The 14,269-nt window shown below is 54.5% G+C and carries 11 protein-coding genes, 1 tRNA gene and 2 riboswitches; of the genes, 3 read left to right on the top strand and 9 right to left on the bottom strand.

The annotated features are described in order from the left end of the window. Positions 1–3: 3 nt before the first annotated feature. The 5 genes from MHI24_RS18765 to MHI24_RS18745 form a co-directional block, all read right to left on the bottom strand. Entirely contained in the window at positions 4–567 is a 564-nt protein-coding gene (locus MHI24_RS18765) for a Gx transporter family protein (protein WP_340021046.1), read from the bottom strand. Further along, the gene (locus tag MHI24_RS18760) at positions 551–940 is read right to left on the bottom strand and encodes a NusG domain II-containing protein (RefSeq protein WP_340021045.1); all 390 of its coding nucleotides are present in this window, start codon (positions 938–940) and stop codon (positions 551–553) included. The genes MHI24_RS18765 and MHI24_RS18760 overlap by 17 nt, the downstream gene beginning before the upstream one ends. Before the next feature lie 209 nt (positions 941–1,149). Then, the gene (locus tag MHI24_RS18755) at positions 1,150–2,685 is read right to left on the bottom strand and encodes an HD domain-containing phosphohydrolase (protein WP_340021044.1); all 1,536 of its coding nucleotides are present in this window, start codon (positions 2,683–2,685) and stop codon (positions 1,150–1,152) included. A gap of 496 nt (positions 2,686–3,181) precedes the next feature. Continuing rightward, positions 3,182–4,150 (bottom strand): alpha/beta hydrolase, encoded by a 969-nt coding sequence (locus MHI24_RS18750; protein ID WP_340021043.1) that lies wholly within the window; start codon positions 4,148–4,150, stop codon positions 3,182–3,184. Positions 4,151–4,614: 464 nt separating this feature from the next. After that, entirely contained in the window at positions 4,615–7,311 is a 2,697-nt protein-coding gene (locus MHI24_RS18745) for a collagen-binding domain-containing protein (protein WP_340021042.1), read from the bottom strand. 80 nt (positions 7,312–7,391) lie between these two features. Next, positions 7,392–7,484: riboswitch (cyclic di-GMP riboswitch) on the bottom strand. Positions 7,485–8,044: 560 nt separating this feature from the next. On the opposite strand from MHI24_RS18745, the gene MHI24_RS18740 reads away from it, so the two are divergent. Continuing rightward, positions 8,045–8,404 (top strand): hypothetical protein, encoded by a 360-nt coding sequence (locus MHI24_RS18740; RefSeq protein WP_340021041.1) that lies wholly within the window; start codon positions 8,045–8,047, stop codon positions 8,402–8,404. A gap of 378 nt (positions 8,405–8,782) precedes the next feature. On the opposite strand, the gene MHI24_RS18735 is transcribed toward MHI24_RS18740, so the two are convergent. From MHI24_RS18735 to MHI24_RS18725, 3 genes are all read right to left on the bottom strand, one after another. Beyond that, complete coding sequence (locus MHI24_RS18735) at positions 8,783–9,205, bottom strand: ASCH domain-containing protein (protein WP_340021040.1); 423 nt, start codon at positions 9,203–9,205, stop codon at positions 8,783–8,785. Positions 9,206–9,607: 402 nt separating this feature from the next. Beyond that, positions 9,608–9,679: transfer RNA gene (locus MHI24_RS18730), tRNA-Thr, on the bottom strand. A gap of 93 nt (positions 9,680–9,772) precedes the next feature. Continuing rightward, positions 9,773–10,075, bottom strand: a complete 303-nt coding sequence (locus tag MHI24_RS18725; protein ID WP_340021039.1) for an MTH1187 family thiamine-binding protein — start codon at positions 10,073–10,075, stop codon at positions 9,773–9,775. 336 nt (positions 10,076–10,411) lie between these two features. Then, a riboswitch (cobalamin riboswitch) is annotated at positions 10,412–10,642 on the top strand. A 254-nt stretch (positions 10,643–10,896) separates the two neighbouring features. Here MHI24_RS18725 and MHI24_RS18720 point away from each other — a divergent pair. Together MHI24_RS18720 and nrdG are read left to right on the top strand one after the other, a co-directional pair. After that, a complete protein-coding gene (locus tag MHI24_RS18720; protein WP_340021038.1) occupies positions 10,897–12,882 on the top strand; it encodes an anaerobic ribonucleoside triphosphate reductase in 1,986 nt (661 codons plus the stop codon). Further along, positions 12,879–13,406, top strand: a complete 528-nt coding sequence (nrdG, locus tag MHI24_RS18715) for an anaerobic ribonucleoside-triphosphate reductase activating protein (protein WP_340021037.1) — start codon at positions 12,879–12,881, stop codon at positions 13,404–13,406. Before MHI24_RS18720 ends, nrdG begins: the two co-directional genes overlap by 4 nt. A gap of 67 nt (positions 13,407–13,473) precedes the next feature. Here nrdG and ssuE read toward each other — a convergent pair whose 3' ends face one another. After that, complete coding sequence (ssuE, locus tag MHI24_RS18710; RefSeq protein WP_340021036.1) at positions 13,474–14,043, bottom strand: NADPH-dependent FMN reductase; 570 nt, start codon at positions 14,041–14,043, stop codon at positions 13,474–13,476. Positions 14,044–14,269 lie beyond the last annotated feature (226 nt).

Genomic DNA, 14,269 nt, shown 5'->3' with positions numbered 1-14,269 from the left:
CTGCTAATGGCCCGGTCCATTCAGGAACTCTTCAAACAAAGAGATTCTGGATAGCGAGTCAACTACATACCGCACGGCGAAGCCGACCGCAATTCCGGTTACAATACCGGTGATCAGCAGAACCGGCAGGTAATAGAAAATACTGGTTGAATTAAATACGAACGATGCCGCCAGCAGCTGGCCTGTATTATGGGCAAGACCGCCCACAATACTGATGCCGATGACACTGAACTTCTTGCGGCCCAGCTTCACCAGCGCGAACATCGCGATGAAGCTGAACATCGACCCGAACAGGCTGAACAGCAGGCTGGACAGCGTGCCGAGCAGGAAGGCGGTTAGCAGCGTCTTCAGAATCACCAGCACAAATACATCGCGCCCGCGCAGAAAGTATATGCAGGTCAGAATCATAATATTGGCGAACCCCAGCTTCGCCCCCGGCATCAGGCCGATCCCGGCAAGCGGAATCTGCGCCTCCACAATACTCAGCACAACGGCAACGGCTGCAAAAATCGCAATAATAACCGTCCGCTTCAGCGCTGTCGCCGATTCACTACTGGACATACCCATCTACTTCATCCTCCCCTGCCCCGCTTGCGATTTCAACGAGTACCCGGTGCGGAAGGCATACAATGGTCTGCTTAGGCAGGGTGATGAATCCGAAGCCAAGGCATACCTGATCGGGACAATCCGCATCGAACATCTCAATTCCATAATCATGCACCTTCAGAATGTTATAGCCCCGCTCGGTGCGGACTTCAATGGTCTGCTCTTCTTTGGTGAGGGTTACGGTCTTGAACAGCTTACCGTCTACCGTTATGTTGGCCTTCAGCTCTTTGCCCGGCCCACCTTTATCAGCATCGTTTGACAGCCATCTCGGTACGAGAAAAGCGAGCGCAGCGATCAGAACGATAGAAATCAGCAGCACATCTGCGCGTTTCATAGAAATCTCCCTTATTTTTTAATTAAAATCCAGACTTCATAATTATAACGGTCTGCCCCCAAACCTTCAATGAATGTCGTCGGGAATTGTCGGTTTTGTGCCCCAGTTCACAAAATAGGCACGCAAAACAGAAGCGGAGCCTCCATATACTGGATAGAGTCCGCTTCAGCCTCACATTTATGCAATGAACTGGCCGGGTCAACGTGCCGTTATCCCGTTTTGACCGCACAATCGGCCTTGGGAAGCTCCGTCTTCCGTCCATAGTATGCCAGGAACAGCCCGGCGAACTCCGGGTCCCACTGGCTGCCCCGGCCCTGCTCCAGAATGGTCAGCGCCTGCTCATGGTCCATCCCTTTGCGGTACGGACGGTCCGAGGTCATGGCATCATAAGCATCCGCCACCGCGATAATCCGCCCGTGCAAGGGAATATCTGAACCGGCCAGACCATCAGGGTATCCTCTGCCGTCATAGCGCTCATGGTGGGAGCGGACGCCCCCGAGATAAGGTGCCATCTTCTCAGCCGGTTCAATCTGCCGCAGAATGTTCTCCCCCAGCACGGTGTGGCTCTTAATCTGGGTGAATTCCTCCTCCGTCAGAGCTTCTTCCTTGAATAAAATGCTGTCTCTCACTCCGATTTTGCCGATATCATGCAGCAGTGCCGACTTGCGCAGATCGTCCAGCTGCTGGCCGGTCATTCCCGCCAATTGCCCGATAATGACTGAATACTCGGCAACCCGGAGCGAGTGGCCTGCGGTATAGGGATCACGCGCATCCAGCGCCACGGCGAGGGTGGAGAAATAGCTGTCCAGCAGCTGCCTGCTCTGCATCTCCCGAGTCTGCAGCCCGCGGACCATCATATTGAAGCCTGCTACCAGCTTCGAGAATTCATCGGAATACTCATCCTGCACCTGGACCAGATGGCCATCCTTGACCTGGTTCATGGCCTGGTACAGTTCATTAATAGGATGCTGCACACTGCCCGTCAGCAGCCAGGCGGCGATGGAGGAGAACAGGGTCCCGATCAGCAGCACCATGCCTGCCCAGGCCCAGTAGCTCTGAAGGCCCACAACCGCTATCGCCGTACCGCTGCCGTTCAAGCGGATATGGGTGGCCATGATGAACAGGAACAGCGGAAAGGTGCCGATCAGCATGCAGCTGATTAGAAATTTGGGGCGGATAGGCACAAATACATGGCCCTCCAGCGAGAAATCAACACCATGCCGCTCCAGCGCACGGTTCCTGAATTCCTTAATGAGCGGAACGATGGCGGTACAGGTCAGGAAGAATTCAATCAGTGCATGCATGGATGCGATAAGCACCGCTCCGCACATGCCCAGAATCAGATAGACATAGGGGAACGTAACCCAGCCGCTGTAGATCATCCAGTACGTAATCAGTATAGCCGGCAGGGACAATCCGAGAAGATGCGGGCCCATAATCCGCAGAACGGCGCGCCTCGGCAGCTGGTGAGTATGCAGATAGGCTTTTTCCAGTATGGGGAGTGTACTGTTCTCTTCAAGCAATGCCGCCCGTATGGGCCTCATCTGGTTCACGAAGACGACTATCTCCGTACCGGCCATGATGATGAATGAGAAGGCCAACACAAGCAGGAGGCGGATATATTCCGCCCGGCTGATCTCCAGCGAAGACAGCATGATCAGGCTCCCGACAGCCAGCACAGCCACAGCAGAGCCAAATATGTAGTTACGGACCTGATTCCTCAAAAATCTTCTGTATAGTCTCATCTGCGCCCTCATTTCCGTCCTAGCCTTGGCTCAATATCCAGTTGTGTTTATATGAATTCCATGCTATAATATAGTAATATTTTTGTTATCGTGTATGTTTATCCCCATCAAGAAGATGTCAGGCCGATGAATCACCTGTTTTTATTATCGGCGGTTTGGACAATAAATCTTACGTTTTCTTGCAGGACTCTTCCTTTTTATGAGACTAAATTCGAATATAGTATTCCGATTCACACTGGCGCGGCCTAGGAGCCGCAAGGACAAAAGAGAGGTAGGGCTTTTGTCGTTTTGGAAGGATTGCTCTCGCCCATACGGCTGCTGGAAATAACAAGGAACAACGACACCCGTCACGCTCACGGACGGCGGGGGATGAATATACCGAATAAACATGGCTTGCTGCTCCCCTGTTGTCAGGGAGAGGCCCCATGTGTGGAACATAATTAGCGCCCGGTACCCGCTGTCTGCGGATACCGGGCGCGTCTACGTTTCAGGGCCTTTAATGTAAGAATTCAGCCGCAGCCGGGCTGTGGACATAACGTTCCACGAATTCGCCTACAGTGCGGATGTATACATCCTTGTCCGTGTCATAAGACAGACCATGCCCCGCCCCGTGCACCACCAGCCTCTCCTTCGGACTCCGGCAGGCCTGATACAGCTCATCCATCATCGCAAAAGGCACGAACTTGTCTGCATCTCCATGAATGAACAGTATAGGCACCCGGGCCTGGCGCACCTGCTTCAGCGCTGAGGCGGACCCGAAGGTATAACCGGCCTTCAGCCGGGTCACGAAGCTCGCAATATGCACAAACGGAAAGCCCGGGAGATGGTACATCCGCTTCAGCTGGTAGGTCAGCTGCGCTTTCACCGAGGTGTAGCTGCAATCGGCAACCACCGCTTTAACCTGGGAAGGCAGCTCCTCACCGGCCGTCATCAGTACCGTGGCCCCGCCCATCGATACGCCATGCAGCACAATCTGCGCCTCCGGGCCGTTCTCCTGCAGCACAAACTGAATCCACTGCAGATAATCGCGGCGCTCCGGCCAGCCGAAGCCGATATAATTGCCTTCACTCCGGCCGTGGCCCCGGGCGTCAGGCAGCAGCACATTATAGCCCAGATTGTCATAGTAATTCTTGGCCGTAGCTCCCATATCCTTAGCCTTGCCGGAATACCCGTGGGCAATAATAACGGTACGCCCTGCGGCGCGCTCCGAGGCAAGATAATACCCCTGCAGCTTCAGACCGTCCTCAGACGTCAGCTCCACCTCACGGAAGCTGTGCTGTGCCACCCACTGCGCTCCTTCTGCCCAGGAAGCCCCGGCCACCGGAGGATCGGCTTTCAGGTCCGGAGTCTTGCCCAGGAATTCCTTGGGTGCCCGCTTAATGGCGACTCCATATAAATAATTACCGGCATACGCCAAGCCCCCGACGATCACAATCAGCGCCGCAAGCACGTATATACTCCACATCGGCGTTCCTCCTCCCGGCAAGCAGCCATTCCCTATACGGAATGCAAGTTACTGCCTGACCTTCATTTTGAGGTTAGTATAGCACGGTCAAGGGTCAACTAAGAAATCGGGCAGGCCGCCGTCTTAACACCAGCACATACACTTGCCCGCGAACTTGGCCTACGCGCCCACGCAGCGCCGAATGTGTTCGTTTTTTCGATTACATTTGGACCACGTGCCCACGCTGCGCCGAATGTGTTCGGTTTTTCGATTACATTTGGATCACGCGCCTACGTAGCGCCGAATGTGTTCGGTTTTTCGATTACATTTGGACCACGCGCCCACGCAGCACCGAATGTGTTCGGTTTTTCGATTACATTTGGCCACGAGCCGCCATCTCCTTATTAATTAATAAAAGGCTGCTTCCAGGAGAACGTCTTCTCCGGGAAACAGCCCTTGCCAGTTGGAACTATAATGCTGGTTCTTTACTTGTGTCTATTGCTTCTGGTCACCGTTCTAAGGATTACTCCCAGAACAGCCAGTGCCAGACCGGTGAAATAGTACGGTGCCGGACTGGATTCACCCGTCTTAGGCAGCGTGCCGCCTGCAACCGTATCTGCGGATACACTGCCCAACGGAACTTCGTCATCCGCAAGAATGACTTCCGTTGCCGGTATTGGCGTTGCTGTTGGTGCAGGTGTTACTGCGGCTGTAGATACCTTTGCCGAAGGCGTTGGTCCCGGTGTTGCCGCAGGTGTTGCTACAGGTCCAAGCGGCAGCGGATCATCATCAAGCGCCACCTCACTACTGTTCACGATGAACCCGATAATCGGTGTCGGCGTAGGCACTGTCGGGAAGCTAAACGGCGGCCCCGGGTTTGGTGTTGACGCCGGTATCACTGGTGTTGGCGCTGGCGTTGGTGTCGCTGTCGGTGTCGCTGTTGGTGTCGCTATCGGCGTTGCCGTTGGTGTTGCTGTCGGCGTTGCTGTTGGTGTCGCTGTCGGTGTCGCTGTCGGCGTTGCCGTTGGTGTTGCTGTCGGTGTTGCCGTTGGCGTCGCTGTCGGCGTTGCCGTTGGTGTCGCTGTCGGCGTTGCCGTTGGTGTTGCTGTCGGTGTTACCGTTGGCGTTGCTGTTGGTGTTGCTGTCGGTGTCGCTGTTGGTGTTGCCGTTGGTGTTGCTGTCGGTGTCGCTGTTGGTGTTGGTGTCGCTGTCGGTGTTGCCGTTGGTGTTGCCGTAGGCGTCGCCGTTGGTGTTGCTGTCGGTGTTGCTGTCGGTGTTACCGTTGGCGTCGCTGTTGGTGTCGGCGTTGGTGTTGGTGTCGGTGTTACCGTTGGCGTCGCTGTTGGTGTCGGCGTTGGTGTTGGTGTCGGCTCTGGTGTTGGTGTTGGTCCTGGTGTCGGTGTTGGTGTCGGCTCTGGTGTTGGTGTTGGTCCCGGTGTCGGTGTTGGCGTCGGCGTCGGCTCTGGCGTTGGTGTTGGTCCTGGTGTCGGCGTTGGCGTCGGCTCTGGCGTTGGTGTTGGTCCTGGTGTCGGTGTTGGCGTCGGCGTCGGTTCTGGTGTTGGCGTTGGTCCCGGTGTCACGGTCGGTGTTGGTGTCGGCTCTGGTGTTGGCGTCGGTGTTGGCACCGCCGTTGGTGTTGGTGTCGGCTCTGGTGTTGGCGTTGGTGTTGGCACCGCCGTTGGTGTTGGTGTCGGCTCTGGTGTTGGTGTTGGTGTCGGCTCTGGTGTTGGCGTTGGTGTTGGCACCGCCGTTGGTGTTGGTGTCGGCTCTGGTGTTGGTGTCGGTGTTGGCACCGCTGTTGGCGTTGGTGTTGGCACTGCCGTTGGCGTTGGTGTCGGTTCTGGCGTTGGCGTTGGTGTCGGCTCCGTCGTTGGCGTCGGTGTCGGCTCTGCCGTTGGCGTCGGTGTCGGCACTGCCGTTGGCGTTGGTGTCGGCACTGCCGTTGGCGTTGGTGTCGGCTCTGGTGTTGGCGTCGGTGTTGGCACCGCCGTTGGTGTTGGTGTCGGTTCTGGCGTTGGCGTTGGCGTTGGTGTCGGCTCCGTCGTTGGTGTCGGTTCTGGCGTTGGTGTTGGTGTTGGCGTCGGTGTTGGTGTCGCTGTTGCTGTCGGCGTTGGTGTTGGCGTCGGTGTTGGTGTCGCTGTTGCTGTTGGCGTCGGCGTTGGTGTTACTGTTGGTGTTGGTGTTGCTGTTGGTGTTGGTGTTGCTGTTGGCGTTGGTGTTGCTGTTGGCGTTGGCGTCGGTGTCGCGGTCGACGTAGGCGTTGGTGATGGTGTTGCCGTCGGTGTCGGTGTCACAGTAGGCGTCGGACTCGGCGGCGGCCCCTCTCCCTCATACGGTCCAAGGTGCATTTCAACTCCGCCAGTGAAGCTTTTGGCAATCAATGTCCCGTACAGCTCTGCTCCTTTGTAATGAACGTCAGCTCTAGGAGCGAGAATTGTCCCCAAGAACGAGGTATATTCGATATTGACCTGACTAGCCTGATAAAAGTTGAATAATACCTGGCGGGGCTTGCCGTTATTCATCGCGAAGCTCGGCACATTGACTGTAGACCCGCTTATGTTAATAATCAACGTGGCGCTCGGAGCGATGTCGAACTCAATATAGTTGGTTTTCGCCATTGTAGCGGCATCCACATGGACGACGTTGAAGGCATCCGGCGCTTTGATCTTAAGCGTCCCGTAACCATTGTTGTCAATCGCCACCGTGTCGGACAATGCCCCGTACTCTGCGGAGCGGGAGATTAGCGCCTGCTGTTCAGCTGCAAAATCTATCGGGCTCCCCTGCTTCTTCGCCCCCTTGATGTTCACACTAGGTTCATTAACGGAAATACTGGTCCCGTACACGACATTTCCGTAAATTTCTCCGCTGCCCGAGTGGGTGAACTTCTTGCCGGCAACGAGCACATCCGTGGGTGAAGCATCCCTGTAAGCTCTTGCTACTCCATATCCCCCTGTTAGAGTAATATTCCCCCCGGCCGCAAGACGCCCCTCAATTTGGTCATTCTCTTGTGCGAAATCCCCGAAGATAAAAGCATTAAAATTCCCCGCAACCCCCAAAACACCCGCGGGAGTGTACGGCGCTCCGGAAGTTGCTCTTATATTTGTCCCCCAGATGACAACGCTGGACAGGGCCATTACGCCTGCCAGAAAGACAGCGGCTGTTTTGCGTATACTTTTTTTCAATAGTCTGCACCTCCTATTAACTAATCTATGAATCTCTCGCAGAACTATAACAAAAAAAGACCGCCACGAAGGGTTAGCTTCACGGCGGCCGGACGACCTTAGCCACAACTTGCGCGGCTGTAGATTCCAGGCTTTGCGTCCCGTTCTTTCGATACGGTTTGCGTTTGTACATGATTGGATATGCATATGCATTTGTCATTACATATGTATTCATGCTGAGCGAGTCTATGACATTTGTTACTTTTGAACTAAATTAAGTTTAGCTGGTTTGCAGCCCTTTTGTCAATCCATTCCAAGGAGATATTTACCTGTTTTTTTCGAAAACTTCACGGGACAACCCCTTGCCCCGCAAGGATTTGGCACAGTCTTTCTTTTCTGCATGCAGCCGTAAGAGAGCAGAGGCCATCTATAAAATTGTAAATTTTAAATATCAAATTTTGGTCCATATGTCCTAGAGCAGTTGAAGCCAGCCAAGCAGGGACATCCAGAGCGGTATGCTGAGCAGGAACCCGAAGACCAGACCACGGCGGAGACTTCCATCAACACTCATTTCCATTCTCCTTTGAACGCTTTATTTTTAATCTTTAATATCTAAAATTTAATATAAAGCAATTCTTTATTTTATTTTGTGAATTATGTCACATTGATAGGGTTGTTTGATAAAACCCATTGATTATTTTTTGAACTTTGCGTTAGAATGGGAATACATGTTCTTATAGAGAGGTTGAGTCCGATGCATAGAGCAGACAGTCAGGACAATATGCTGGTCAAATCCTATATTTTGCTGCCGCTGATTCTATCCGCCTTCGAACACGATGCTTCCGTCATGTCCTTGGAGCTGCGCACACCCGCTCCTTATCTAGAGGTCATCCAGTCTGCTGTTCACGCGGCGGCGGCTGACTTGCAGGAGGTTCGTGCCGGGATGCGGGCCCGCAGGCTGAAGGTCTACGAGCAGCAGCGGCTGGAGGCCGGCGTCGAAGCCAAATACATCTGCCGGGGCTACCACGAACGGATGCTGCTGCTGGATGATGTTATTAACGCCCAAGCCACCCTGCACATGCGCAGATATCTGGGGCTGGACGGGCTGGGGTGAGCTTTTTCAAGAATTGGGCCAAAGAAAGAAGCCTGCCGCAAGGCAGGACTTCACCACAAGAACATTTGGCATACAGCTACATCAATACTTTCCAAAACCCCAGCGTGCCGCAGATCACTGCCGCAACTACCGGGTAAAGAATTTTACGGCTTACCTGATCCTTGAACACAAGGTACAAACAAAGCATACAAAGCCATGCAATCAGAAGGCTACCCATCTATGATGCATACGCTCCTTCCCGGCCGTCTCCTCAGGCTCCAGCGGCATCTGCCGCAGAATCTGTTACTCTATATATAAGAGGATTTACCGCCGAATATCCTTATTATACCCGCCAACGGCTAATCCCGCCAAAAAAATACATGAACCGCTGCCGGTAACTCACATGTCCTCTTCAAGTACAGGGTATTCCCAGAAGCCCAGACGTCCCTTGGCAGGTATCGGATGAACTAGCGGAACCACCTCTTCCAGCTTCCAGGCAAACCGTCCTTCCGTATAATCACCGAACACATATTCATTCCCGCCCGGCCAGCCCTGCTGTACCTCATGAGATGTAACTTCTAGGCAATCGGCTATACGGCTGGTTGCAATAATGCTTCCCGTCGGCAGATCATCCGAAGTAAGACCGTGGCGGGCCAGCACCGACCGGTAGGGCTCAGTCAGGCATATCGCTCTATCCACCTGCATCCCGGCATGAATCGCCAGGGGTCCGCGGTACAGCGTCCACCAGGAACGGGTCTCGAATTGTTTCTCGCCCAGCGCAATCAGGGTTGCCCACGGCTGGCGGATGGTGAGACATTTCATGGATGAGTTTCCTCCTTTATTTTGAAATAGCTTCGATGATGGATTAATGGCAGGGGGATGATGGTACACTTAAGGCAACTGCCGGGAAGGAGTGTCCCTCATGAAGCTGCTGAACTCTCCCTGCGGCCAACAAATGGACAAACGTATCTTATTTCCGCGATTTCTGCCGAATGAATAGAAGCAGTTGGAAAAATAGCATCTATTCTTAACGGATACACTATAAATAGGGGAAAGGCGAAAAATTAAGTGTTGTTTGTCCAACTATCTCCCCAGCAGAGTCTAATCGTTCACTAGTAAGTGGAGAAAATCCAATCGTTATCCCCTCTTAGTCTCCTTACATAATAAACAAATGGCGCGGTCTCGGAAGTTCCGAATACCGCGCCACTATCGCCATTCATAATATGCTGGTGAAGGGAATTGAACCCCCGGCCTACGCATTACGAGTGCGTTGCTCTACCCCTGAGCTACACCAGCTTACAGACGCTGAGGTCTGCCAAACAAAAAATATTATAACTCTTCCAGCCAAAAACGCAACCCTTTTTGTGTAATGGGCCTGCCGGACGGGTCCTATTGCAGCCTGCGCTCCACGGATTCCAGCTTGCTGCGGCTGGTGGAGAGCTTGTCGCGGCGGTCATCGATCTTCAGCGAGGTGGAGACCCGCTGCGCGCCCGCAGTGAACGGCGACTCATGCAGCGCGGCTACCGCTGCGAGAATCCGGTCCACCGGTCCTTCTATAATCGTCCCCATCGAAGTCAGCTCATAGGTGATGCCCTCCATCGTCTGCAGCACGCGCTGCATATCAGCCACGTAGCTGCTGAGACTGGTACTGCCTGTGCCAATCGGAATCACGGTCACTTCGCCAATTGCCATTGTGCCATCCCTCCTGAATATCTTGTACCCGCCTTTGCCTGTTTTCCTTCCTAATTGTACCTCTTCGGCGGCCCTGCTACAAATCAACGGCTGCAATACTATCATTCTATTCATATATCCCCCCACCCGGTCACCAGGATTTGACGCACACTATTTATGAAGTCTTTGTGGCATATTTTCGGAGAATTTATGAATCATTTCAGAGGTTAGAGCAGGAAAGTTGTGGATTACCTGTGGACTAATCTGTGAGTAAAAGCGCGGAACCCGCTCCCCGTGCGGGATTACAAAAAATCATTTACAAACACAATATATTGCGGTAGCTTTAATAAATAACAACAAAATCTAGTATAAACAGGTGTTTCTCTCTCTTCACCGGGAGGAGACTTAATAGGGAAACGCGGTGCAAAACCGCTGCGGTCCCGCCACTGTAACCGGATGCTCCGGCAGTCAATTTCCGCTGGAGAACCATCCTCCGTCAAAGGTCACTGAGAGACGATTCTCCCTCTTGGGAAGACGACGGAGGAGATACCGGAAGCCAGGAGACCTGCCTGTTTGGATGGCACCGCTAGAATCCTGCGAGGAACAGGCAAGGTGTCCGTATGCGGCCTGCACAAGCAGAGTCAGCCTTCCGTGAATCCGGGCCAGAGGCTGCCGATACCTAAGGACGATAAGACGATCACATATTGTCTTCAGGTATCGGCTTCTGCGTTACGCATTCGGGCATGTTCCGCCATTCCGGCGGGATATGCTTTTTTACTGCTGTCCTGATCATTCTTCGATGACCATTCACGCTTACAATACCGAGAGGAGAGAGATATATAATGACGCTGCTGGAGAAACGTTATAACGAGGGACAAGCTGCACAAGAGGCTCTGTTGGAGGAAGTCATTCATCTGGGACGGGATATTATCGACAGCCGGGATCTGGATCTGCTGCGCGAGAACGCTAACCTGAACGGGGAGAGCTTCTCCGGGAAAATGAGCAAATTCGGGAGTGAATATTCCAAATGGTACGCCCGTAATTTCACCATGCCGCCGCAGCTTGTACAGGCTACCCTGGATAATGTCGTCTATGTACACGACCTGGATCAGTACACCATCGGAACCACGAACTGTATCTTCATTCCGTTTGAACGGCTTCTCCGCGAGGGCTTCAACACCGGCAACGGCAGCGTGCGTCCGCCCAACTCGATTATGACGGCGATGTCGCTGGTGGCGATTATTTTCCAGTCCCAGCAGAATGCCCAGTACGGCGGCGTATCCGCCAACAAGCTGGATTACGATCTGGCTCCTTATGTCACCAAGTCCTTCTCTAAGCTGTTCCGCAAAGGGCTGGAGTATTTCGAGGACAATGCAGACGCTTCTCAGCTTGGCGAGATTACAATGAGCCGCAGCGATCTGGCGGAGCAGTATCCGCGCGCGTTCAACTTCGCTATGAAGGAGACGGAAATCGAGACGCTCCAGGCTGCTGAGAGCATGGTACATAACCTGAATACGATGTCCAGCCGCTCGGGCGGGCAGATTCCTTTTACCAGCATCAACTACGGTACCTGCACCTCACCGGAAGGCCAGCTGGTGATAAGCTCGCTGCTGACGGCCACCATGAACGGACTGGGCAGCGGGGAGACGCCGGTGTTCCCGATTCAGATTTTTAAATGCAAGCAGGGGGTTAACCAGCAGCCTGGCGATCCCAACTATGAGCTGTTCCTGAAGGCGGCGGAGTGCTCGGCACGCAGATTGTATCCGAACTTCGCCAATCTGGATGCTCCGCTGAACAAGCAATATTATGACCCGGCCAACCCGGACACCGAATTTGCAACGATGGGCTGCCGGACCCGTGTACTCGGCGACCGCTTCGGACGCAACCACTGCTCGGGCAAAGGCAATCTGTCCTTCAATACGATCAACCTGGTGCGCCTTGGACTGACACACGGTACGGTAACCGGCCGCCGTCTCGCCGCTAACGAGCAAGGGTTCATCAAGGACCTGAATCACTATATGGATATTGCGCTGGACGGCCTGCTGCACCGCTTCCGCATCCAGGCTTCCCAGAAGGCCAAGGCCTCTGATTTCATGATGCGTGAAGGCGTCTGGGAAGGCGGCGAGCAGCTTGCGCCAGATGACAGCGTGGGCGAGCTGCTGAAGCACGGCAGCCTGTCGATTGGCTTCATCGGGATGGCCGAGTGCATGAAGGCAATGTACGGCAAGCACCATGGCGAGGATATGGAGATTCACGCCAAGGCGCTGGGCATCGTCCGCCACATGCGCGAATACTGCGACCGCAAGAGCGATGAGCTGAATCTCAACATTACGCTGTTCGCTACTCCGGCCGAAGGACTCTCCGGCAAATTCACCAAGATCGACCGCAAGGAACTTGGCTCCATTCCAGGAGTAACCGACCGTGAATACTATACGAATTCGTTCCATATCCCGGTCTATCATGAAGTGAGCGCGGCCAAGAAGATCAGCCTGGAGGCCCCGTTCCATGAATACTGCAACGCCGGAGCCATCTCCTATGTGGAGCTGAACGGCAATGCCCGGAGCAACCCGTCCGCCTTCGTCAAAATCATCCAGTACGCGCTGGAGCAGGACATCAGCTACTTCAGCATCAATCATCCGATTGACCGCTGCTCCGGCTGCGGCTATGAAGGCGTGATCGGCACGAACTGCCCGACCTGCGGCGCGCATGAGGACACCACTCATATCCGCCGGCTGCGCCGGGTTACCGGCTATCTGACCGGCGACTACCAGACCCGCTTCAATGCCGCCAAGCAAGCAGAGGTACGGGACCGCGTGAAGCATCTATGAACATCTGCGGCTATTACCCGGAGTCGATCAATGAAGGGGAGGGCCTGCGGGCCGTCCTCTTCATCAGCGGCTGCCGCCACCGCTGCCCGGGCTGCTTCAACCCGAAGACCTGGAACTTCAATTACGGCGAGGTATTCACCCCGGAGCGGCGGCGGGAGATTATTGAGGACATCGCCGGCAACCCGCTGCTGGACGGGCTTACGCTGGCGGGGGGCGATCCTTTTTTCTCGGCGGAGGAGGCTGCGGACTTCATTCACGAGCTGCGCGCCGAGCTGCCGGGCTTCCCGGTCTGGATCTACACCGGCTACACCTACGAGGAGCTTATTGCCTCTCCCGGCTCTGTCGAATGGAAGCTGCTGGCCTTATGCCAGGTCGTAATCGACGGGCGGTTTGTGGAGGCGTTGAAGGATCTGACTCTCACCTACCGGGGCAGCAGCAACCAGCGGATCATCGATATTCAGGCGAGTCTGGCGGGAGGTTCGGTTGTTCTGTGGGAGCCGGTGCTTAGCTTTCAAGGGGCATGATTCTATAAAAAACAAAGGCACTAAACGCCCTATCCGGGTGGTTTAGTGCCTTTTTGTAGCCCATGGCCTATTCCGTCACTGCTGTATGCTCTGCCTTCCGCCCTGCCTTATGGTTCGTCTCTTCCGCCAGCTCCTCCAGCACGCTGTCGAGGCGCAGCTTCAGCTCCTCCGCCAGCTCGACCACGCCCTGGTCGTTACGCACCGCCTGGGAGTCTACGGCGTAGACGCCGCCAAGGATGTGACGCGCACCCAGCACCGACAGCACCGGCTTCAGCGCATAGTCGATCGCAAGCAGATGCGCCAGGCTTCCGCCCATGAAGAGCGGCAGGATGATTTTGCCGGCCAGCCCTTTTTGCGGCACCAGATCCAGGAAGGTCTTCAGCACTCCCGTATAAGACGCCTTGTATACCGGACTGACGACGATCACCGCATCGGCTTCGGCCACCAGGCCGTTCGCCTTGACGATGGCTTCGCTCTCAAACTTGGTGTGGATCAGGTCCTCCGCCGGAAGCTCTGCCACATTAATCCGTTCCACTTTGAATCCGCGCTCCTGCAGGTCTCGCTCTGCATATTCAATCACTGCATTGATTCGTGAGACCAGGGAGGGCGTCCCGTTAATTACGACTATTCTGGCCATGTCTCCACCTCTTCTGTCCGCATGATAGGATAAACCGGGCTGATTCGCCGGGCACCGATACTTTAAATTAGTAATAATCCTAGCAGACTACACGGAATATTGTCAAACCTCAATTTGCTTGCAAACCCGCGGTGCTCTGGTTATAATAAACGGCAAACCTATATCTCCACCAGGCCAATGACCGGCATCCAACCGTGAGGCGTCTGCGACCGGAGCGCACTTCTGC

The organism is Paenibacillus sp. FSL K6-1096 (assembly GCF_037977055.1).
Classification (GTDB): Bacteria; Bacillota; Bacilli; order Paenibacillales; family Paenibacillaceae; genus Paenibacillus_AQ.
The sequence above is the reverse complement of the archived record's forward strand: the minus strand, read 5'-3'. Positions and strand labels throughout refer to the sequence as shown.

Coding starts and splice junctions, on each gene's coding strand:
- MHI24_RS18750 (WP_340021043.1), bottom strand. CDS start 4,150: ATGTGGAGTATATACGTGCTTGCGGCGCTGATTGTGATCGTCGGGGGC.
- ssuE (WP_340021036.1), bottom strand. CDS start 14,043: ATGGCCAGAATAGTCGTAATTAACGGGACGCCCTCCCTGGTCTCACGA.
- MHI24_RS18755 (WP_340021044.1), bottom strand. CDS start 2,685: ATGAGACTATACAGAAGATTTTTGAGGAATCAGGTCCGTAACTACATA.
- MHI24_RS18720 (WP_340021038.1), top strand. CDS start 10,897: ATGACGCTGCTGGAGAAACGTTATAACGAGGGACAAGCTGCACAAGAG.
- MHI24_RS18765 (WP_340021046.1), bottom strand. CDS start 567: ATGGGTATGTCCAGTAGTGAATCGGCGACAGCGCTGAAGCGGACGGTT.
- nrdG (WP_340021037.1), top strand. CDS start 12,879: ATGAACATCTGCGGCTATTACCCGGAGTCGATCAATGAAGGGGAGGGC.
- MHI24_RS18735 (WP_340021040.1), bottom strand. CDS start 9,205: ATGAAATGTCTCACCATCCGCCAGCCGTGGGCAACCCTGATTGCGCTG.
- MHI24_RS18740 (WP_340021041.1), top strand. CDS start 8,045: ATGCATAGAGCAGACAGTCAGGACAATATGCTGGTCAAATCCTATATT.
- MHI24_RS18725 (WP_340021039.1), bottom strand. CDS start 10,075: ATGGCAATTGGCGAAGTGACCGTGATTCCGATTGGCACAGGCAGTACC.
- MHI24_RS18760 (WP_340021045.1), bottom strand. CDS start 940: ATGAAACGCGCAGATGTGCTGCTGATTTCTATCGTTCTGATCGCTGCG.